Source organism: Nocardia sp. JCM 38205 (assembly GCF_058222935.1).
The window spans coordinates 88,778-109,592 of sequence record NZ_JBYHFL010000002.1 but is presented as its reverse complement, the minus strand read 5'-3'; the positions used below and the strand labels follow the sequence as shown (position 1 = coordinate 109,592).

Below are 20,815 nucleotides of genomic sequence, written 5' to 3'. Positions count from 1 at the left end.
ACAGGGGGTTTGCCGGATGGCTCGTGAACCGATCTACGACATCCTCACCGGTTTGGTGCGCACAGTGCTCTGGGCGCAGGGATTGCGGATCGATATTCGCGGTCAGGAGCTGTTTCCGCGCAGCGGTGGCGGTGTGGTCGCGGTGAATCACACCGCTTACCTCGATTTCATGGAAGTCGGTCTGGTCGGCCGTAATTCGGGTCGCAATGTGCGGTACATGATGAAAGCCGAACTCGAACACGGGATCGTCGGCTTTCTGATGAAGCATTGCAAGGCGATCGGCGTCGACCGGTCGGCCGGTGCCGAATCCTTCGCCCGCGCTGTCGATGCGCTGCGCGCGGGTGAACTGGTGGTCGTCTATCCCGAGGCCACCATCAGCCGCAGCTTCGAGTTGAAGGAATTCAAATCCGGGGCGGCCAGGATGGCCATCGAGGCGGATGTGCCGATCATTCCGCTGGCCATCTGGGGCGCCCAGCGCATCTGGACCAAAGATATCCCGAAACGATTGGGTCGCAATAACTTCCCGATCAATATCCGGATCGGGCCCCCGATCCCGCCGATGGGCACACCCGATGAACTGACCGCGCGGTTGCGTACCGAACTCGGCGTCCAGCTCGCCGCCGCGCAGGACGGGTACCCGGCACCGGCCGGTGCGCTATGGGTGCCCGCCCGGCTCGGTGGCGGTGCACCGACGCTGGAGCGCGCGGCGGAACTGGAGCGCGCCGAGCTGGCCGCCCGCCGGGCCGAGCGCGCGGCGACGCGACGCCCGGCAGCCGACCCGGCCCCTGAACCCGAGTAGGACAGCGAAGCAACAGCTGGTGACGAGCCGGTTTGGCACCCGGCGCCGCTTCCGGCTAAAGTTTGGCGTCGCACGATGGCGGATCACCGCCGACGCGGCGATATGCGGATGTAGCGCAGCTGGTAGCGCATCACCTTGCCAAGGTGAGGGTCGCGGGTTCGAATCCCGTCATCCGCTCTCTTCACAGACCACGAAACAACGGGCGGGACGGCCGATCAGCCGTCCCGCCCGTTGCTCTATGCCGTTACCGCGCGGTGGACCGGAAATTGCGCAACCGCAGGCTGTTGCTCACCACGAACACCGAGGAGAACGCCATCGCCGCGCCCGCGAGCATCGGGTTCAGCAGGCCCGCCATGGCCAGCGGAATCGCGGCCACGTTGTAGGCGAAGGCCCAGAACAGGTTGCCCTTGATGGTGGCCAGCGTCCGCCGCGACAGCCGGATGGCGTCCGCCGCCGCACGCAGATCACCGCGCACCAGCGTCAGATCACTGGCCTCGATGGCGACATCGGTGCCGGTGCCCATCGCCAGACCGAGATCGGCCTGGGCCAGCGCGGCCGCATCGTTGACGCCGTCGCCGACCATGGCGACCACCTTGCCCTCGGCCTGCAACCGCTTGACGGTCTCGACCTTGTCCTGCGGCAGCACCTCCGCGATCACCTCGTCGATGCCCACCTGATCGCCGATCGCGCGGGCGGCGGCGGCATTGTCGCCGGTCAACATGATCGGGGTCAGGCCGAGCGCACGCAGCTGGGTGATCGCCTGCGCGGAGGTCGGCTTCACCGCATCCGCCACCACGAGCACCCCGCGCGCCTTACCGTCCCAGCCGATCGCGACCGCGGTCTTGCCCTCGGCCTCGGCGGCCGCCATGGCGCGTTCGAGTTCGGCGTCGAGCTGCTGGGACCAGTCGGCGAGCAGCCGGGCCCGGCCGACGATCACCGCGTGACCGTCCACCACACCCTGAACGCCGAGGCCCTCGATATTCGCGAAACCCTCGACCGGCTTCAGTTCGCCGACCTTGTCCCGTGCGCCCTTGGCGATGGCCTGGGCGATGGGGTGTTCGGAAGAATCCTCCAGCGCACCGGCCAGGGCCAGCACCTCGTCGGTAGCCGCACCGTCGGCCGCGATGACGTCGAGCAGGGTCATCTTGCCGGTGGTGACGGTGCCGGTCTTGTCCAGCACCACGGTGTCCACGCGACGGGTGGATTCGAGCACCTCCGGTCCCTTGATCAGGATGCCGAGCTGGGCGCCGCGCCCGGTGCCGACCATCAGCGCGGTCGGCGTGGCCAGGCCGAGGGCGCACGGGCAGGCGATGATCAGCACGGCCACCGCCGCGGTGAATGCCGCCGCGATCGCGCCGCCGGTGCCGAGCCAGAAGCCGAGGGTGGCCACCGACAGGGCGATGACGATCGGCACGAAGATGCCGGAGATCTTGTCCGCCAGCCGCTGGGCCTGCGCCTTACCGGTCTGCGCGTCCTCGACCAGCTTGGCCATCTGGGCGAGCTGGGTGTCGGAGCCGATGCGGGTGGCGCGCACCACGATCCGCCCGCCGACGTTGACGGTCGCGCCGACCACGGCATCGTCGGTGCCCACTTCGACCGGCACCGATTCGCCGGTCAGCATGGACGCGTCCACCGCCGAGGAGCCCTCGACGATCACGCCGTCGGTGGCGATCTTCTCGCCGGGGCGCACCACGAACCGGTCCCCGACGGTCAACTCCTCCACTGGAATCCGCTGCTCGGCGCCGCCGCGCAGCACCGAAACCTCTTTGGCGCCGAGCTCGAGCAGTGCGCGCAGGGCAGCACCGGCCCGTCGCTTCGACCTGGCCTCGAAGAAGCGTCCGGCCAGGATGAACGTGGTCACGCCGGCCGCGGCCTCGAGGTAGATGCTGCCGGAACCGTCCATCCGCGAGATGGTGAACTCGAACGGGTGGGTCATCCCCGGCGTACCGGCGGTGCCCCAGAACAGCGCGTAGATCGACCAGCCGAACGCGGCCAGCGTGCCGATGGATACCAGCGTGTCCATGGTGGCGGTGGCGTGCCGCAGGTTGGTCCACGCCGCCTTGTGGAACGGCAGCGCGCCCCACACCACGACCGGAGCGGCCAGCGTCAGCGACAGCCACTGCCAGTTGGTGAACTGCAGGGCCGGGATCATCGCCATGGCGATCACCGGGACGGTCAGCACCAGCGAGACCAGCAGCCGGGTCCGCAGCGAGGCGGTCGGATCCTCCTCCACCGGTTCGGCGGCGGCCGCTTCCACCTTCGGCGCGGGCAGGGCGGCGGTGTAGCCGGCTTGCTCGACGGTGGCGATCAGATCGACGGGGGAGATGTCGCCGGTGAAGTCGACGCGCGCCTTCTCGGTCGCGTAGTTCACCGTCGCGGTGACGCCGTCGAGTTTGTTCAGCTTCTTCTCGATGCGGTTGGCGCAGGACGCGCAGGTCATGCCACCGATCACCAATTCGACCTGCCCGGTGGCGGGTGGTTGTGTCGCGGTGGTCATGGGTCGCTCCGTTTCTCTGGTGCTCAGTAAATTGTCGCTCGGTGCGAGGTCGGTGGGTTCGGGGGTCGGGTCAGTGTCCGTGGCCGGGCTGTTCGGCGCCGTGGCCCGCGTCCGGCGCGGCGGTCGTCGAGGCCGGGCCCGCGGTCGCGGTGAACTCGGCGGTCCGCACCACGCCCTCGTGCTGGAAATCCAGGAACAGCCGGTAATCGCCGGTGGTCGGGGCCGTCACGAAGAAGGTGATGCCGGGGCCGGCCGCGGTGACACCGTCGCCGGGCTCACCTTCGGGGTGGACGTGCAGGTAGGCGAGGTCGGCGGCGCGCAGGGCGACCAGGTGACCATACGCACCGAGGTAGGGCTGCAGGTCGGTGACCGGCTGCCCGTTGCGGCTCACCGTCAGCGTGACCTTCGAGGCCCGGCCCGGCGTGACCGCGCCGTCCAGCGTGACGGTGTAGTCGCCGACCGTGGTGCTGGTCGCCGGGGCGGGCAGCGGCTGCACGTCGTACTGGCCCGCGACCCGCAGGTCGGCGCCGAGGGTCAGGGCTTCGCCGCCTTCGGGCGTGAAGTCGGCGTAGACCCGGTAATCGCCGGCCCGGGAGAGGTTCAGCGCAACACTCCAGGTGCCGTTCGCGTCGAGAACCGGATGCACGTGCTGGAAGGCGGCCATATCGCGGCGGACCACGATCAGGTGCAGGTCCTTGTCGTGTGAGCGGACGTAGCGGGTGACCGGTGCGCCCGTCGCGTCCAGGATGCGGAACCGCAGCTGGGCGGCGGCGGTGGTGGTGGTCGTCGCGTTGTCCAGGGCCAGTGTGTAGCCGGCTTCGGTGGCGACCAGCCCACCCGGAAGCTCCGCGGAGCCGGATCCGCCGGTGCTGGCGGATCCGGTCGCGTGGGCATCGTGCCCGGCCGGTTCGGAGGGTTCCGGACCGACCGCGGCGCCGACACCGAGAGCGATCCCGAAGACCGCCGCGAGGCCGAGGGCGAATCCGGCGAACTTGGTGGTTGTGTTCATCGGGAGGCTCCGTCTTTCTGTTGAGTCGATGCGGTGGATTGCTGTGGATGGATTTCAGTCGGCCAGTTGGAAGCCGGCCGCGGCGACGGCCTCCGCCAGCGCCGTCCGTTCGACGGGTGCGCCGTCGACGGTGACCGTGCCGCTGTCCAGGTCGACGGCGACGTCGGTGACGCCGGGCAGGGCGCCGACCTTGTCGCGGACCTTGTTGACGCAGCAGCCGCAGGTCATCCCGGTGACGGTCGCGGTGGTGGTGCTCATCGAGTGCTCTCCTTCTCGGTGACGGACTGTCCGTCGAACGTGGTTACTACCATACCCCCCTAGGGTAACTTGTCAATCCGCTGTGGCCACCTCCTGCTGCGCCGGCGAGCGCATGGTGACGGCCGCGATACCCGCGCCTGCCAGGGCGATCACGGCGGCACCGAGGAAGGCCGCGGAGAAGCCGTTGGTCAGTTCCGGCAGATCGCCCAGTTGGTCGGCGCCGAATGCGGCGGCCACGGCGGTCATCGCGGCCAGGCCGATCGCCGAACCCACCTGGTAGCTGACGTTCACGATGCCCGAGGCCAGCCCGCCCTCCTCGGGGCGCGCGGCGGAGATGGCGGTACCCAACGAGGGTATGAAGGCCAGCGACATGCCACCCGCGGCCACCAGCGAGGCCGGCAGCACGTCGACCCAGAAGTTGCCGGTGGGGCGCACCAGCGACATGATCGCCAGGCCGATGCCGAGGATCAGCAGGCCGGTCACGATCATCGGCTTGGCGCCGAAGCGCTGCATCGCCCGCGGTGCGATGACGATCATGCCGAGCATGATCAGCGTCGTCATCGGCAGCAGCGCGGCGCCCGAGGGGAACGCGCTGTAGCCGAGCACCTGCTGCAGGTAGAGGTTCAGGAAGAACCACATCGGCACCCAGGCCGCGCCGAGCAGCAACTGCGCGATATTCGCGGCGGCCAGATTCGGTGCGCGGAAGATGCCGAGCCGCATCAGCGGTTCACTGCTGCGCGACTGGAGGTAGACGAAGCCCGCCAGCAGCGCGGCCGCCACGGCCAGCACACCCCAGGTCTGCCCCGAGGCCCAGCCGACCTCCGGCGCCTGCACGATCGCGTAGACCGCCGCGGCCAGACCCGCGGTGACGGTGACCGCGCCGAGCACATCCACCGATCCCGAACGTGCCGGGGCGGCGGGCATGAGCAGCGGAACGGCGATCAGGGCCAGGATCGCGATCGGCACGTTGATGTAGAAAACCCAAGGCCAACTGATGTATTCGGTGATCACGCCACCCAGGAACACGCCGGCCGTGCCACCTGCCGGCGCCGCCGCGCCGTAGACGGCCAGCGCCTTGGTGAGTTCCTGCGGCGACGAGCCGAACAGCATCATCAGCAGGGTCAAGGCCGAGGGCGCGATGAGCGCCGCGCCGCCGCCCTGGATGGCCCGGCCCGCCAGTTCGGTCGCCACGTTGCCCGCGGCACCGGCGACCACCGATCCGGCCAGCAGCACCACCCAGCCCGCGGCGAATACCCGGCGCGCGCCGAGCAGATCCGAGAGCCTGCCGCCGAGCAGTAGCAAACCGCCGAAGGCGATCACGTAGGCGTTGAACACCCAGGTGAGATTTTCCTGGGAGAACCCGAGCTCGGCCTGCATCTTCGGCAGCGCGATCCCGATGATCGAGGTGTCCATGATGACCATGAACTGCGCGGCGGCGATCACCGCCAGCGCCCACCACCGTTTCGTGGTGGATCTGGTCTGCGTAGTCATGAGAAGTCCCTTCCCTTCCGGAAGCCGTATCGACTGCGCAGTACCATACCCCCCTAAGGTATCTATCCGTCAAGATCGGAACACGAAAAAGCGCCGGCACCTTCGAGAGGTGCCGGCGCGGCGGTGGCTGTTCGGTAGCCGGAACCGGTCCGCTACCTGCGGTGACTCAGGTCGCGTGCAGGTGACGCGCGGTCGGGGAGGTCGGGGTTCGCGACGGGTCGGGCGCGGTACCGAACAGCCGGTCGGCGGTGCCCGAGGTGGTGACGGTGAACCAGTAATGCTCGTTCTTGTAGTGGTGGTGCCGGTGATTGCGCCAGATGGCCCGGTAGAGCGAGTGTTTCGGCTTGTAGTCGGTGTGGATGAGGTAGTGGGTCCACTCGTAGCCGAGGCCGAGCGCGGTGATGGTGAGCAGGAACGTCAGCCCGAGGCCGAGGCGCGGGAAGGCCAGCAGGGCAATCGCGACCAGCACCACCACCAGCACGGTCAGCGTTTTCGTCGGGATGAAGATCAGCGGGATATCGCGCGGATCCACATGGTGCTCACGGTGTTTGCGGGCCAGCTCGCTGTCGATCGGGATCGGGCCGAGTGTGCGTGGGCGCCAATGCAGCACGGTCACATGCACGACCCATTCGAAGATCGGGAAAACCGCGAGCATGACCGCAGGCACCAGCGCGTCGGTCGGCTGCCAGTCGCCGACGATGATCCGGCCGGTCAGCGCCGCGAGCAGGGTGAGGCCGATCAACCAGGGCGAGGGATGCCGGACGAACTCACGGGCCGCCGCGCCGAGGGTGAGCCCGCGACGCAGCGCGCGTTCATCGCGACGCACCTTGGCGCGCGCGGCGGCGTCGATCGATGCCGGTTCTGGGGGTTGAGCTGTGGTCATGATGATTCCCGTGGTAGTGCTCGATGTCCGTCGAGGACGCTGATCAGAGCAGTGGTCGCCGGCTCGAGCAATGCTCGCGCTCGTTCGGCGGCCTGCTGCGGCCTGCCCGCCACGACGGCGTCGGCCAGTTCTCGATACCCCGCCACATTGCCCACCTCAGCGGACATGATCGGGGCAAGCGCCGCGAGCGCGGGCTCATACGCGGCCCGCAGCATGTTGTTCATCAGCCGGAACACGATCGAATCGGCGGCGTCGACGAGGTGATCCCAGAACTCCAGCGCGATCCGCTGCTGCGCGATCGGATCCGATTCCGACTCGGAAATGGAATCCACCAGGCCCGTCAGGGTTTTCGCCAGTTCCGTGGCATCTTCCTCGGCGATCCTGGCGGCCGCGAGCTCGGCGACCTTCGGCCCGTTGTGCAGCCGCGCCTCCAGAATGCTGCGGGCAACCGCCGGATCCAGCGCGCCCGCCCGCACCAGCAGCCGAGGCAACACCTCCAACCCAGCCCCACGCCGGTAATCCAGCACCGTCGTCGCATCCCCCTGCCGCACCGCCACCAGCCCCGCCGCCGACAACCGCTGCAACGCCTCCCGCACCGCGGGCCGTGACACCCCCAACGCCTCCGCCAACTGCCGCTCGCTGGGCAACGCCGTCCCCGGCGCCAACTCCCCACTCAGCACATCGTCGGCGATCTGCTCGAACACATCCGCCGACACCGACCGCTTCACCACCGGTTGCAACGCCATGAGCCCACTCTGCGCCAGAAAGGTCAGGAGGTCAAGTGGTCAGACCAATTTCCTTTGCCGCAGGAGTCCGCGAACGCCCGACGGAACTCGCCGCGATGACCTGGGGATCGTCAGCTCGGGTCGGAGCCGCGGATCGCCGAGAGCCAGGTGGCGGTGACGGCGGCGACGCAGGTGGCGGCCGTGAAGGCGGGGATGCCGCCGCCGTCGATGTAGATCCAGAACAGGCCGGCGAAGGGAGCTGCGACCACCGATTGCGCGTCCAGCAGCAGCCGCCGCAGGGGTGACGCCGCCGCTCGCGCCTGGGTGACGCCGTCCGGGTCAGGGCGCGATGGATTGTCGATCAGGCGGCCCGGCGGTTCGGTGTCGCGTACCCGGCCGGACGGGAAGAGCCGAACCTCACCCAACCGGACCGAACGTTCCCCGAGTTCGGCCGTCGCCTCGACCAACGTGATCAGTGCCGGATCGAAATACACCGGCAGCCAGCACGTCCGGCGCCCGTGCGTGAACTCCAGCCACGACCGGCCGACCAGCCGATGCTGCTGACGGACCCGCTTCACCGCAAGCGTCTCGTCCGCACCCACCCCGCTCCCGAGCCACCCCAGCGCCCGCGCGACGCGAACCCCCGAATACCCAACGATCCCCACCGCCACCGCCGCCAGCGCACTGAGCTGGTCCACATCGGCGAACGGCGCCCACGCGGTGATGATCGCGAGGGCGCCGAACGTGACGGTGAGCGGATAGGCCAGGGGATGTTCGGTCCGGCCTGATCCGGGAATCACTTCAGGAAGCCGATTTTCGTGTAGTCCAGAGAGGCGAGGCCCGCGGCACCGAAATTGGCGAGATCGGCGCGTACCCCGACGTTTCCTGCCGACTGGAACAGCGGAAGCGAATGCCCTTCCTGCCAGACCTGCTGGTCGACCTGGTTCGCCAGCTCGATCGCCTTCTTCGGGTCGAGCTCCGAAATCGTCTGCTCGATCAATGCGTTCAGTTCGGGCGAGCCGATGCGGCCATAGTTGCCCTGCAAGTCTTCCGGGTTGTAGCTGTAGATCTGGTTCAGGCTGCTGAGCGGGAACGGGTCACCGACCCACACCCACAGTCCGACATCGAAATTACCGGGCTGGATGACGTCGGTGAAGAATCCACGGCCCGGTTTGGTTTCGATATTCATCTTGACGCCGATCTGGGCGAGATTCTGCTGCATGATCTGTGCGATCTGCACCCAGGTGTCGTCGTTGTACATGACATTGCGGATCTCGAGCTTGCGGCCGTCCTTTTCCCGGACGTCGCCATTGAGCTTCCACCCGAGTTCGTCGAGTTCGCGCGCGGCGGCTTCCGGATCGAACGGCAGGCTGTTGTCCTGGTAGCCGACCTGCCCCTGCAAGTAGATGTGGTTGTTCAACGGTTTGGGGTCCTGCACCAGCCCGTTCTGTACAGCAGTAGCAATGCCCTGGCGGTCGATGCCCTTGGCGATCGCGACGCGCAGTTTCGGGTCTTCGAGGATGGAACCCGGTGCACCATTGAAGGTCAGATGCGACCAACTGTTGCCTGGTGCGCGGCGGATCGCCACACCCTCGGTATTGCGGGCCGTTTCCATGTCGTCGCGGGTGGCGAGGCCGACGGCGTCGAGTTCATTGTTCGCCAGGGCAGGAACGTAGGCCGAGCTGTCGAGCACCGAGAAGGTGATGGTGTCCAGGACCGGCTTGTCACCCCACCAGTTCGGGTTGCGGCCGAGCACGATACGACCCTGCCCCCGGTCGGTGGACTGCACCATGAACGGCCCCGCGGTCACTTTGATCTCGTCGACGAGGCTGTGGTTGAACGCCTCGGGAGTCGCGGTAACCGATTTCGGGTAAAGGAACTGATTGCCGGCGAATTGTCCGCGCCAATCGGCGAAGTGCTTGTTGAAGGTGATGATCGCCTGTCGGTCGTCTACGCCCCGCTCTACCTTCTCCACCCGGTCGAAGCCCATCGTGCTCGCGATCAGGAAGCTTTTGTCCCTTCCGCTGAGCGCGTTGGCCTGGGAAGCGATGTCTTCCCAGGTGATCGGGGTGCCATCGGACCAGACGGCCTTCGGGTTGATGGTGTAGACCACCGTCTGCGGATTGGTATTGGTGAGCTGGATATCGGTGAAGTAATCGGTATTGATCGACAGTTCGCCCGCGGCATCGATCTTGTAGGCCCGCGGCATCATCGGCCGCTCGATCGCGCCGATGTCGTACTCGTTGCCGTCATTGGACAGCGTGTTCCAGTTCGCCGGGTACGACGAGACCGCGAGTCGCAGATTCCCGCCCGGCCGGAGCTCGCTCACATCATGCGGATTGATGTCGTTGGTGGCGCCCACCTCGGCGACTGCGCCTTCCGGCGCATCGCTGTCGTTCGACGCACAACCAGCCGCGATGAGGCTGAACGCGAGCAGTGGAACCGCGACTCGTCTGCGCAGCAACCGATTCCTCATGATCTGACCTTCCTGCTCGATCGTGCGTGACCGGAGCGAACGCGCCCTCACTTCAAGAACCCGATTTTCGTGTAGTCGTAGGACGCGAGTCCGGGAGCGCCGTAATTGGCGAGATCCGCGCGGACCGCGACGTTACCCGCCGACTGGACCAGCGGCAGCGAGAAACCGATCTCGAACAGCTTGCGATCGATCTCGTTCGCGATCTGGATGGCCTTCTGCGGGTCGAGTTCGGCCAGGGCCTTGTCGATGAGGTCGTTGATTTCCGGTGAGCCGATGCGACCGTAGTTGCCTTGGAGATCGTTCGGGTCGTAGCGGTAGACCTGCGGGAGGTTCTTCAGCGCGAAGACATCGCTCGACCACACCCATTGCCCGGCATCGAAATTTCCGGGCTGGAATACGTCGGTGAACAGGCCCTGACCTGGCCGGGTGTCGATGATGAGTTCGACGCCGATCTGCGCGAGGTTCTGCTGGATGATCTGGGCGATCTGCACCCAGCTCTGCGCGTTGTACATGACGTCGCGGATGGTGAGCCTGCGGCCGTCCTTCTCCCGGAACTCACCGTTGAGCTTCCACCCGAGTTCGTCGAGTTCGCGCGCCGCGGCTTCCGGATCGAACGGCAGGCTGTTGTCCTGATAGCCCACCTGTCCCTGCACGTACACATGGTTGTTGAGTGGTTGAGGATTCGCCACGAGACCGTTCTGCATGGCGACCGCAATACCCTTGCGGTCGATAGCCTTCGAAATCGCGACCCGTACCCGCGGGTCTTCCAGAATCGAGCCCGGCGCTCCATTGAAGGTCAGGTGCGACCAGCTGTTGCCCGGCGCGCGCCGGATCTGCACACCGGGGGTGCTCTGCGCGGTGCGCATATCGTCGATACTGGCGATACCAACCGCATCGATCTCATTGTTCTGCAAGGCCGGGATCACCGCCTCGCTCGCCAGCACGGTAAAGGTGATGGTGTCGAGCTTGGGGGTCTCGCCCCACCATTTCGGATTACGACCGAGCACGACCCGGCCTTGCGCTTTGTCCACGGACTGGATGATGAACGGGCCCGCCGAAAGGCCGAGACCGTCGAGCTGACTCTTGTTGAAAGCCTCGGGCGTGCTGGTCACCGAGGCGGGCAGCAGGAATGCCTCACCCGCGAACTGGCCCTGCCAATCGGCGTAATGCTCCTTGAAGGTGATGATCGCCTGACGATCGTCGACGCCGCGCTCCACCTTCTCGACCCGGTCGAAACCGAATGTCATCTTGATCAGGTATTCGGGGTTCTCCCCACTCAGAGCCGCGGCCTGCGACCGCATATCCTCCCAGGTGATCGGCGTCCCGTCGGACCAGACAGCTTCGGGATTGATGGTGTAGACGACCCGCTGCGGATCGGTGTCCGTGAGTTCGACGCTGGTGAAGTAGTCGGTATTGACCGAAAGCTCACCCGAGGCGCTGGTGTGGAACGCACGGGGCATCAGCGGACGTTCGACCGCGCTGACCTCGCCGTCGGAGTCGATGTGCAGCGCGTTCCACTGCTCGGGAAATGAACTCAACGCCAGTCGCAGGTTTCCGCCGTCGCGCAGCTCGGAGACATCGCGCGGATTGATGTCGTTGGAGGTCCCGAGCGCGGCGACCTCGGCGCCCGGTGCCGGATCATCCGAACTCGAGCATCCGGACAGGACCAGACCGGTCGCGACGGCCGCAACGGCCACACGTATACCGAGCGAGTGGATCCGCACGGCAAACCTCCTATCGGCTCACGACGGGTTCGGGCACCGCGTCGATCAAAGTCCGGGTGTACTCGTGTTCAGGGTTGCCGAAGATCTGTTCCGCCGGTCCGGATTCGACGATCTTGCCGCGGTACATGACCGCGATGTCGTGGGCCAGGTTGCGGACCACCGACAGGTCGTGGGAGACGAACAGGTAGGACAGGCCGCGTTCGGTTTGCAGGTCGCGTAGCAGGTTCAGGACGCCGGCCTGAATGGAGACGTCGAGGGAGGAGACCGGTTCGTCGAGGACGAGCAGTTCCGGGTCGAGGGCGAGGGCGCGGGCGATGCTGATGCGTTGTTTCTGGCCGCCGGAGAAGTCGGCGGGGTAGCGGTCGGCGTGTTCGGGGCGCAGACCCACCTGTTCGAGCAGTTGCGGTACCCGGCGGGCGATTTCGGCGCGCGGGCGGCCGTCGATGCGCAGCGGTTCGGCGATGGCGTCGTGGATGGGCAGGCGCGGATCGAGAGACGCGGTGGGGTCCTGGAAGACGATCTGTATCTTGCGGCGGATCTCGCGTTTGCGGGCCTTGGTCAGGGTCGCGACGTCGGTGCCGAGGATTTCGATGCGGCCGGCTTCGGGGCGCACCAGATCCAGGATCTGGGTGAGGGTGGTGGATTTCCCGGAACCGGATTCGCCCACCAGCGCCAGCGTCCGGCCCTTGCGGACTTCGAAGCTGATGCCGTCGACGGCGCGCACTTCGCCCGTGCGCCGGCGCAACACCACACCCGAGGTGATCGGGAAGGTTTTCACCAGGTCGGTCACCCGCAACACCACGTCGGGTTCGGTGTCGGCGATCTGCTCCGGCTCGCTGATCTCGCGGCGGTAGGCCTCGAACAGCTCCGCCGAACCCACCTCCGAGGTGCGGATGCAGGCGGCGGAATGCCCGGGTCCGGTGCGTTCCAGTGGTGGTTCGGCGGCGCGGCAGTCGTCGATGGAGATGGGGCAGCGCGGGGCGAACGAGCAGCCCGGCGGCAGGGCGTGCATGGCGGGCGGCGCGCCGACGATCGGGATGAGCGGGGCGCGGGCCGGGCCGTCCATGCGGGGGATGGAGCCGAGCAGACCCACCGTGTACGGCATCCGGGGGGTGTTGAACAGCTCTGCGGTGGCGGCGGTTTCGACGATTCTGCCCGCGTACATGACCGCGACCCGGTCGGCGAGGGTGGCGGCGATGCCCATGTCGTGGGTGATCATGATGACGCCCGCGCCGGTGATGTCGCGAGCCTTGCGCAGCAGGTTGAGGATCTGCTTCTGCACGGTGACGTCGAGCGCGGTCGTCGGTTCGTCGCAGATGATCAGCGCCGGATCATTGGCGATCGCCATCGCGATCACCACCCGCTGGCGCATACCGCCGGAGAATTCGTGCGGGAACGCCTTCGCGCGCACTTCCGGGTCGGGAATGCCCACCAGATCGAGCAGTTCGACGGCCCGCTTCGCGGCGTCGGCCTTGTTCATCGCGCCGTGCGCCAGCAGCGCCTCGGCGATCTGATCGCCCACCCGGTACACCGGGGTCAACGCCGAGAGCGGGTCTTGGAAGACCATGCTGATCGAGCTGCCGCGCAGCTTGGACAGCTGCTTGTCGCCCAGCCCCAGCAGCTCACGTCCGCGCAGCCGGATCGAACCGTTGATCCTGGCCTGCTCGGGCAGCAGGCCCATCACCGCCAGCGACGACACGGACTTGCCCGAACCGGATTCGCCGACGATCGCCAGCACTTCCCGGTCGTTGACGGTGTAGCTCACCCCGCGCACGGCATCGACGCGGCCCTCTTCGCTGGGAAAGGAGACCCGCAGGTCGGTCACTTCGAGCAGCGGCGCGGCGGCGGACTTCTCCGGCGGCGTCTGCGCGACGGACGTGGTGTCAGTACTCATGCCTTCGCCTTCGCCTTCCGCGACCTGGCCCGCTTCGCACTCGGATCGAACGCGTCGCGCAGCCCGTCACCCACCAGATTCGCGCACAACACCGTGATGATCAGCAGCCCACCGGCGAACAGGAACAGCCACGGGTAGGTCAGCGCGGATTTGGTGCCAGAGGCGATCAGCGAGCCGAGCGAGACATCCGGCGGCTGCACACCGAAGCCGAGGAAGCTGAGCCCGGTCTCGGCCATGATCGATGCGCCGACGGTGAGGGTGGTGTCGATGATCAGGATCGAGGCGATGTTCGGCACGATATGGCTGAGGATCACCGTGCGCGTGGGTGCGCCCATATATCGTGCGGCGCGGACGAATTCGCGTTCGCGCAGGCTCAACGTCAACCCGCGCACGATCCGCGCACTGATCATCCAGCCGAACAGCGCCAGCAGCAGGATCAGCAGCAGAATCGAGCCGCTGCCCTTCGTGCGCGGGGCGAACAGGGCGATGATGATGAAGCTCGGCACCACGAGCAGCAGATCGACGAACCACATGATGGCCCGGTCGGTCCAGCCGCCGAGCAGTCCGGCGATGGAACCGGCAAGCGCGGCGATGGTGGTGGAGATGATGGCCACGCAGAACCCGATGATCAGCGATTTCTGGAGGCCACGCAGCGTCTGCGCCAGCACGTCCTGGCCGATCTGGGTGGTGCCGAACGGATGTTCCGGGCTCGGCGGTTTCAGCAGCGCCGTGTAATCGAGCTGCTGGTAGTCGTAGGGCAGAAACGGCGGCAGCGCGAAACTCACGATGAACAACAGCACCAGGATGACCGCGCCGGCCACGGCGGGTTTGTTGCGCAGGAAACGGCGCCATACCAGCTTGCGTCGCCCGGTCGCGGCGACCTCGGGGGCGCCCTGGACGATGATCTCGGCTTCGGTCACGCTGCCCCCATGGTGGGATTCCCGGGCCCTACGTGGTTACGCAAGCTGCCTCCTTCGGGCCTGACGCTCATCCCACACGCACCCTGGGATCGAGAATCGCGTACACGATGTCGGACAACAGCCCCGACACCAGCACCACCAGACCCGCGAACGCCGTCACCGTGACCACGACGTACAGGTCCTGGGCATTGATCGAATCGACCAGCCATTCACCAACGCCGTGCCAGCCGAAGATCTTCTCGGTGAAGGTGGCGCCGGTGATGAGTCCACCGAGGCTGTAGGCGAACAGCGTGGCCATCGGGATCAGCGCGGTGCGCAGGCCGTGTTTGTAGAGAGCCTTGCTCCTGGTCAGCCCCTTGGCGCGGGCGGTGCGGATGAAATCGCTCTGCAGCACGTCGAGCATGGCGTTGCGCTGGTAGCGGCTGTAACCGGCCATACCGCCGAGCGCAAGCGTCAGCGTCGGCAGCACCAGATGCTGGAGCCGGTCCACCAGCTGCGCGCCGAACCCTTCGATCGTGCTCGCCGAGGTTTCGCCGGTATAGAGGAAGATCTGCTGCCCGGTCATCGAATTGATCTCCAGCGCACCGTATTTCAGCAGCGTCGCGAGCAGGAAGACCGGTGTGGACAGAATCAGCAGCGACACGATCGTGGTGAAGTAGTCACTGAACTTGTATTGCCGGATCGCCCCTGCGGCGCCGATCAGCACGCCGAGCACGGTGCCGACGATCGAACCGATGATCAGCAGCCGCAGCGAGACTCCCACCCGGCGCGGCAATTCCTCGCTCACCGGCTGCCCGGCGAGGGTGGTGCCGAAATCTCCTTGCGGGATGCCCTTGATCCAGGTGAGATAGCGCTGCGGGATCGGCTCGTTCAGGTGCAGTTCCTCGGCCTTGGCATCGATCACCGATTGCGGCGGCCGCGGATTGCGCTGTTCCAGGCTGTCGAGCGGGCGAAAGGTCAGTGACGCCAGGCTGAACGTGAGGAATGACGCCAGCAGCAACAGCACGACATAGTTGAGCGCACGTCGTAGCAAAAAGCCGGTCATCGGTCCCCTCGAGTCCAGGTGTAGCCCCCGATCATAGGGAGCCACCGGCCACCGCGCGCGCCCGACGGGCAACCAGCGTGTTCATCTTTCGGCAAACTCGAATACCGGTGGCCGGGCAACCCGTCGGCGTGCCGGGTGGGCGGCGCGGCGGCGTGCGCGGAAAGACAGCACAATGGAATGGGTGACCCGTGTGCAGCTGCCGAAGCCGGAACTCGTCGCCTCCGATGTGGACGGCACCCTCATCGACCCCGACGAGCGGGTCACCGCCCGCACCAAAGCCGCGGTCGGCGCCGTCGTCGCCGACGGTGTGCCGTTCGTGCTGGCGACCGGTCGTCCGCCGCGCTGGATCGGCCCGGTGGTGGACGGGCTCGGCTTCGCGCCGCTGTGTGTGTGCGGCAATGGCGCGGTGATCTACGACAGCGCCGCCGATCGGGTGCTCACCAGCCGGACTCTCGATATCGAGACCCTCGGCTGGATCGCCGACCTCGCCGAGGAGGTGCTGCCGGGGTGTGGTCTGGCAGCCGAGCGGGTCGGTGCCAGCGCCCACGACGCGGTGACACCGCAATTCGTCAGCTCCCCCGAATACGAACACGCCTGGCTCAATCCGGACGACACCGCCGTCGCCCGGCACGAGGTGATCGATTCACCCGCGATCAAGATGCTGATCCGGCTACCGGGTGCCCGCAGCGGTGACATGCTGGCCGCGCTCGCCCCGATGGTCGGCGAGCGCGCCGACATCACCTATTCCACCGACCATGGCCTGATCGAACTGTCCGCGCCGGGCGTCACCAAGGCGTCCGGCCTGGTGATAGTGGCCGAACGGCTCGGCATCGACCCCGCAACGGCCATCGCCTTCGGCGATATGCCCAATGACATCCCGATGCTCACCCTCGCCGGTCGCGGCGTCGCCATGGCCAACGCCCACCCCGAGGCGATCGCCGCGGCGAACGAGGTGACCACGACCAACGCCGAGGACGGTGTGGCGCGCGTGCTCGAACGCTGGTGGGTGTGATCGCGGGCGGAAACCTATACCTGGCCGGGACCTATACCGGCCCGGAACTGCGGTCGGGTGGCCGATCGGGCGCGTGGATCTCGTAGCCGGCTCGGCACACTCAGTTACCCGCCTAGCCGTTCTCGGGGGCGACTGGCGGGGCTACCTCAGGTGCGGGCGCTTGGCCGACCTCGGGTGTGGACGGCTCCTCGCTCGCCGGGCCGGGTGCCTCAGCGGGCGGTGCCGCCTCGGGTGCGGGCGCCGCTTGCGGAGCCGGCGCGGGCGCTCCCGGAGCGGCCGGGGTTCCCGGTACCGGAGCAGGCGCCCCCGGAGCGGCCGGGGTACCCGGTACCGGTGCTTGCGCGTCAGCGGGTGCGGGGGAATCGGGCGCCGACACCTGGTCGGGCCGGTTCATCTCCTCCTGATAGGTGTCGTTGTAGGTCTTCCACACCGTGGTGACGATGCCGGTGACCTGGTTCAGGATCAGCGATCCGTACTGGAAGTCCTCGCGCAGGCCGTCGGGGACGGGGTAGGAGTTGCCGAGCGGCAGGCCGAGCACGCCCGCGTCGGCGCCCAGTTCGAGGAAGCGGTCGAGGATCTTGCCGACCACCTCGATGGCCTGCCCGTCCGGCGTCGAATACACGTACCCGTTGACGAACTTGGCGTACTGCTGACCCTGCGCGGCGGGCAGCGGCTCGGAGGCAGCCTGACCGAGCGGGCCGTCCGGTCCACCCTTCGACGCCCAGTACTTGGCGATGATGTTGTCGTTGACCATCGTCAGCAGCTTGGCCGTGAGGTTGGCCAGCGCGGCCACATCGGACTGCACCTGGCGCGACGGCGGCGTACTGCCCGACGCGCCGGGCGCGCCCGCGGCGATATCGCGGATCCGGTCCATCTGCGCGTAGGCGGCGTCACCGGGGCAGCTGGTGTTGCCGACGTCGCGGTGGGCGAACACGATCGGCAGCCGCACCTCTTCACCCTGCGCGTACGGGGTGAACTCGGTGCCCTCGGAGTACATGGTGGTGTAGCCCTTCGGGTCGAGCCCGGCGATCTTGGTGCGCCAGCCGACGAACCGCCCGACCGCGTTCAGCATGGGAGTGGACGGTGTCTCGGACTCGTAGTTGCCCATCATCGCCACTCCAGAGGTGTTCTCGTTGAACCCGCCCGCGTGCGCGCCCTGCACCGGCTTGTCGAGCCCGCCGAAACGACCCTCGAAGATCTGGCCGTACTTGTCGACAAGGGCGTGGTAGCCGATGTCGCACCAGCCGAGGGTCTGGGCGTGATAGGTGTAGATCGCGCGGACGATGCCGGCCGATTCGGCCTTGCTGTAGTCGTTGCGGCCCGCGGTGTGGTGCACCGTGACACCGCCGAGGCCGTCGTCGTAGGTGGGGGAATCGCAGCGGATGGATTCGTCGGCGCCCCACTGGTTCCGGGTGATCACCGTCGGCCCGCCGCCGGGCAGCGCGGCGGCGACGTCGTTGAGCGCGCCGTCGATGGCGCCGCGACCCGGATCGATCAGCACCGCTTTGAGTTCGGGTTCCGGCTGGTCGACGGGCGCGGCGGCCGGCGTCGGCTGGATGGGGGCGCCGTGATCCTGCGGCGCGGGCGCCGGTGCGGGCTTGCGCGTCACCAGGACCTGCACGGCGGTGGTGTTGCCGACGTAGATCGGCTCGGTACCTTCGGTGCCGGACGGTGCGGCATTGTCGGCGGCGCCGGTGTCGATCGGCTCGGTCTCGTACCAGGGGCCCCAGGTGCCGTCGGGCTGCTTGGCCCGGATCATCGCCTTGGTGTTCAGCAGGTCCTCGGCGGTGAGGGCGACGACGCTGAACGGCGTGTCGCGGGAAAGTTCTTTGACTTGCGCGCCGACCTCCGTCATCAGCTCGGGCGGCACCGCGCCCGGTGCGAGGGCGGGGGTGTTCGGGTCGGCGCCGAGGGCGGGGTCGGCGATGAATTGCGCACCGGTGGGCAGGCGTCCTGGGACGTTCTGGATCTGCGGCGCGGAGGGTTGACCGGAGTCGAACTGGGGTAAGGGAATTTCGCTGGGTAATAGGATGCCGGGCGGTAGCGGAAGCCCGGGCGGCACCGGAACCGAGGCGGGCAGCGGAATCTTGCGCAAATCGGAAAGGCGCAGGTCGGGCAGGTTGAGGCCGGTCAATTCGCGCAGCGGCAGCACGATGTCGGGTGCGGAATTCAGTACCACTTCGGCCAGCTGCGCGGGGACGGCGGCGAGCTGGGTTTCGTTGGCGGTGCGGTAGTCCGAATCACTGGGCACGAGGGCGGCCAGCGGCGCCGCTACCGCAAGTGTGGTGACAACCGGGAGCACGTAGGAACGTTTCGGTTTGCGGTAGGGCACGAGCTTCTCCCATCGGGTCGAACCAGTGATCCGAGTGCATCAGTGCTTGCGTCGAGATGTCCCAAGGATCACACTAGTCACAAATTTCACATCTCTAAACCTCTTGTTGAGGATTATGTGTGCTCGAATGTAGCTCTCGGATCGTGGCCGGTCTAAACGACATGCCGACAGGCGCCGAACCCTGTCCGGTCCTTGGAAACCAAGGGGAGTGAACGGATGCCGCAACGAAACGACCGCGCTCGCGGGTTCTTGGCGCAACGCGTCGAGAATGCGCTGGCAGCGCCGCATTTACCGCAGTCGATGCGCCGGCGCCGAGGCAGGCGGAGTTCGTTGCTGGTCGTCGGCGCGACGGCCCTGCTCGTCGCCGGCCCGCTGGTGCTGTGGACCGGCGACGACGTGTATAGACCGCTTGCCGGGCCGGGCCACGGCCGCGGCATGAGCCAGCACGGCGCGCTGAAGAACGCGCAGGACGGCTGGACGGCCGAACGCATCCTCGGGCACTACTACCCGGGCGCCACCCTCGGCGCCGTCGGCCCGACCACCGTCGCCGTCCGGTTGATGGCACAGGACGACTCGACCCTCGACGCCTACGCCGAGGCCGGCGCGCGGGTGGCCGGCCGGATCATCGGCCCCGGCGAGGTCGCCCACCTCACCGCCCTACCGGATGGCGGCGCGAATGTCGTGGTCACGAGCGGTTGCGACGGCGAGGTGCTGTGGCAGACCTCGACCGCGGATCCGTGGATCTACCCCGTCGATCCCGCTCCGGGCCGCCCCGCCGCCGAGCACCTGACCCTGTGCGGTGGCGGCGCGTACCGCGGTTCGCTGGGTGTGGCCGGCGAGGACGGCGCTGCGCGCACGGTGAACCGGGTCGACGTGGAGGACTACCTGCTCGGCGTCATCCCGGCCGAAGTGCAGGCCAACTGGGCCGACAAGGGCGCTGCCGAGGCCCTGCGCGCCCAGGCCATCGCGGCCCGCTCCTACGCCCTCGCCGAGACGCGCTACCCGTACGCGCAGACCTGCGACACCACCGACTGCCAGGTCTATCCCGGTACCGCAAAGGAAGATCCGCGCACCGCCGAGGCCGTCGCCTCGACGGCGGGCATGGTGCTGCTGCGCGACGGGCACGTCCTGCGTTCGGAGTACTCCGCCGCACCCGACGGCGGGCAGCCCGCCGACATCCAGACCTTCGAAGTCGGGCCCACCCCCGCCGAATTGAGCGTCGGCGCACCGCCGGCCGGCCCCGCGCCGCGCACCAGGACCTCCGACACCGAATCCCCGATCGACGCCGAATACGCCCGGATCGGCGGTGCGGAGAGTTCGGTGGGTGAACCCATCGGGCCGGAGATGATCCTGCCCGAGAACGCCGGGCTGTACCGGCTGTACAGCAATGGCGTCATCATCTACACGCCGACACTCGGCGCGCAGGTCGTGGACTTCACGACCCTGCTCGAGCTGGTGCCCGGCCTGGCCGATTCGGCGCCGGGCAGCGCCGAGCCCGGGGCCGCACCAGGAGATCCGGTCGGCCCGGCTTCGGAAACACCGGGCGCGCCGGCACCCGGAACCCCGGCGGCACCGGCCCAGGGCGACCCGGCGAGCGCTTCGGCCGCGCCCGGAGGACCCGAGGTGCAGCGAACACCGACCGGCGCAACCCCTGAGGTGCAACCGCCGGGCGCGGCGGTGTGGTCGGAACTGCCGACCGAAGCCGACGTATTCGGTACACCTCGGCCACTCGGCGGCGCCTGACCGGGCG

Annotated in this window: 16 protein-coding genes and 1 tRNA gene; 4 read left to right on the top strand and 13 right to left on the bottom strand. The window is 67.7% G+C overall.

Annotated elements, in window-relative coordinates; translation table 11 throughout:
• Positions 1–16: 16 nt before the first annotated feature.
• Together AC4HOU_RS07310 and AC4HOU_RS07305 are read left to right on the top strand one after the other, a co-directional pair.
• Complete coding sequence (locus AC4HOU_RS07310; RefSeq protein WP_195020396.1) at positions 17–799, top strand: lysophospholipid acyltransferase family protein; 783 nt, start codon at positions 17–19, stop codon at positions 797–799.
• 104 nt (positions 800–903) lie between these two features.
• Positions 904–976: transfer RNA gene (locus AC4HOU_RS07305), tRNA-Gly, on the top strand.
• A gap of 67 nt (positions 977–1,043) precedes the next feature.
• Here the strand turns inward: AC4HOU_RS07305 and AC4HOU_RS07300 are convergent.
• The 12 genes from AC4HOU_RS07300 to AC4HOU_RS07245 form a co-directional block, all read right to left on the bottom strand.
• The gene (locus tag AC4HOU_RS07300) at positions 1,044–3,296 is read right to left on the bottom strand and encodes a heavy metal translocating P-type ATPase (RefSeq protein ID WP_195020397.1); all 2,253 of its coding nucleotides are present in this window, start codon (positions 3,294–3,296) and stop codon (positions 1,044–1,046) included.
• 70 nt (positions 3,297–3,366) lie between these two features.
• Positions 3,367–4,305, bottom strand: a complete 939-nt coding sequence (locus AC4HOU_RS07295) for a DUF8832 domain-containing protein (protein WP_195020398.1) — start codon at positions 4,303–4,305, stop codon at positions 3,367–3,369.
• Positions 4,306–4,359: 54 nt separating this feature from the next.
• Positions 4,360–4,563, bottom strand: coding sequence for a heavy-metal-associated domain-containing protein (locus AC4HOU_RS07290; protein WP_163813565.1), 204 nt, complete (start codon positions 4,561–4,563; stop codon positions 4,360–4,362).
• Positions 4,564–4,635: 72 nt separating this feature from the next.
• Entirely contained in the window at positions 4,636–6,054 is a 1,419-nt protein-coding gene (locus AC4HOU_RS07285; RefSeq protein ID WP_163813564.1) for an MFS transporter, read from the bottom strand.
• Between the two features lie 166 nt (positions 6,055–6,220).
• Complete coding sequence (locus AC4HOU_RS07280; protein WP_228815208.1) at positions 6,221–6,937, bottom strand: sterol desaturase family protein; 717 nt, start codon at positions 6,935–6,937, stop codon at positions 6,221–6,223.
• Positions 6,934–7,683, bottom strand: a complete 750-nt coding sequence (locus AC4HOU_RS07275; RefSeq protein ID WP_163813563.1) for a FadR/GntR family transcriptional regulator — start codon at positions 7,681–7,683, stop codon at positions 6,934–6,936. Before AC4HOU_RS07275 ends, AC4HOU_RS07280 begins: the two co-directional genes overlap by 4 nt.
• Before the next feature lie 110 nt (positions 7,684–7,793).
• Positions 7,794–8,462: a hypothetical protein gene (locus AC4HOU_RS07270; protein WP_324197374.1), complete on the bottom strand. Its 669-nt coding sequence runs from the start codon at positions 8,460–8,462 to the stop codon at positions 7,794–7,796.
• A complete protein-coding gene (locus AC4HOU_RS07265; protein WP_163813562.1) occupies positions 8,459–10,138 on the bottom strand; it encodes an ABC transporter family substrate-binding protein in 1,680 nt (559 codons plus the stop codon). The genes AC4HOU_RS07270 and AC4HOU_RS07265 overlap by 4 nt, the downstream gene beginning before the upstream one ends.
• Before the next feature lie 47 nt (positions 10,139–10,185).
• Positions 10,186–11,862, bottom strand: a complete 1,677-nt coding sequence (locus AC4HOU_RS07260; RefSeq protein WP_195020399.1) for an ABC transporter family substrate-binding protein — start codon at positions 11,860–11,862, stop codon at positions 10,186–10,188.
• 10 nt (positions 11,863–11,872) lie between these two features.
• Positions 11,873–13,756 carry an ABC transporter ATP-binding protein gene (locus tag AC4HOU_RS07255; RefSeq protein ID WP_195020400.1) on the bottom strand — a complete coding sequence of 628 codons (1,884 nt, stop codon included), beginning with the start codon at positions 13,754–13,756 and terminating at the stop codon, positions 11,873–11,875.
• Positions 13,753–14,676, bottom strand: coding sequence for an ABC transporter permease (locus AC4HOU_RS07250; protein ID WP_195020401.1), 924 nt, complete (start codon positions 14,674–14,676; stop codon positions 13,753–13,755). Before AC4HOU_RS07250 ends, AC4HOU_RS07255 begins: the two co-directional genes overlap by 4 nt.
• A 67-nt stretch (positions 14,677–14,743) precedes the next feature.
• The gene (locus tag AC4HOU_RS07245; RefSeq protein WP_163813558.1) at positions 14,744–15,721 is read right to left on the bottom strand and encodes an ABC transporter permease; all 978 of its coding nucleotides are present in this window, start codon (positions 15,719–15,721) and stop codon (positions 14,744–14,746) included.
• A gap of 172 nt (positions 15,722–15,893) precedes the next feature.
• Here AC4HOU_RS07245 and AC4HOU_RS07240 point away from each other — a divergent pair, with 172 nt between their 5' ends.
• Positions 15,894–16,733 (top strand): HAD family hydrolase, encoded by an 840-nt coding sequence (locus AC4HOU_RS07240; RefSeq protein ID WP_195020402.1) that lies wholly within the window; start codon positions 15,894–15,896, stop codon positions 16,731–16,733.
• A gap of 112 nt (positions 16,734–16,845) precedes the next feature.
• On the opposite strand, the gene AC4HOU_RS07235 is transcribed toward AC4HOU_RS07240, so the two are convergent.
• Positions 16,846–19,065: an N-acetylmuramoyl-L-alanine amidase gene (locus AC4HOU_RS07235; RefSeq protein ID WP_195020403.1), complete on the bottom strand. Its 2,220-nt coding sequence runs from the start codon at positions 19,063–19,065 to the stop codon at positions 16,846–16,848.
• Positions 19,066–19,365: 300 nt separating this feature from the next.
• Here AC4HOU_RS07235 and AC4HOU_RS07230 point away from each other — a divergent pair, with 300 nt between their 5' ends.
• Complete coding sequence (locus AC4HOU_RS07230) at positions 19,366–20,808, top strand: SpoIID/LytB domain-containing protein (protein WP_490724465.1); 1,443 nt, start codon at positions 19,366–19,368, stop codon at positions 20,806–20,808.
• Positions 20,809–20,815 lie beyond the last annotated feature (7 nt).

Coding starts and splice junctions, on each gene's coding strand:
- AC4HOU_RS07310 (WP_195020396.1), top strand. CDS start 17: ATGGCTCGTGAACCGATCTACGACATCCTCACCGGTTTGGTGCGCACA.
- AC4HOU_RS07300 (WP_195020397.1), bottom strand. CDS start 3,296: ATGACCACCGCGACACAACCACCCGCCACCGGGCAGGTCGAATTGGTG.
- AC4HOU_RS07295 (WP_195020398.1), bottom strand. CDS start 4,305: ATGAACACAACCACCAAGTTCGCCGGATTCGCCCTCGGCCTCGCGGCG.
- AC4HOU_RS07290 (WP_163813565.1), bottom strand. CDS start 4,563: ATGAGCACCACCACCGCGACCGTCACCGGGATGACCTGCGGCTGCTGC.
- AC4HOU_RS07285 (WP_163813564.1), bottom strand. CDS start 6,054: ATGACTACGCAGACCAGATCCACCACGAAACGGTGGTGGGCGCTGGCG.
- AC4HOU_RS07280 (WP_228815208.1), bottom strand. CDS start 6,937: ATGACCACAGCTCAACCCCCAGAACCGGCATCGATCGACGCCGCCGCG.
- AC4HOU_RS07275 (WP_163813563.1), bottom strand. CDS start 7,683: ATGGCGTTGCAACCGGTGGTGAAGCGGTCGGTGTCGGCGGATGTGTTC.
- AC4HOU_RS07265 (WP_163813562.1), bottom strand. CDS start 10,138: ATGAGGAATCGGTTGCTGCGCAGACGAGTCGCGGTTCCACTGCTCGCG.
- AC4HOU_RS07255 (WP_195020400.1), bottom strand. CDS start 13,756: ATGAGTACTGACACCACGTCCGTCGCGCAGACGCCGCCGGAGAAGTCC.
- AC4HOU_RS07245 (WP_163813558.1), bottom strand. CDS start 15,721: ATGACCGGCTTTTTGCTACGACGTGCGCTCAACTATGTCGTGCTGTTG.
- AC4HOU_RS07240 (WP_195020402.1), top strand. CDS start 15,894: ATGGAATGGGTGACCCGTGTGCAGCTGCCGAAGCCGGAACTCGTCGCC.
- AC4HOU_RS07230 (WP_490724465.1), top strand. CDS start 19,366: ATGCGCCGGCGCCGAGGCAGGCGGAGTTCGTTGCTGGTCGTCGGCGCG.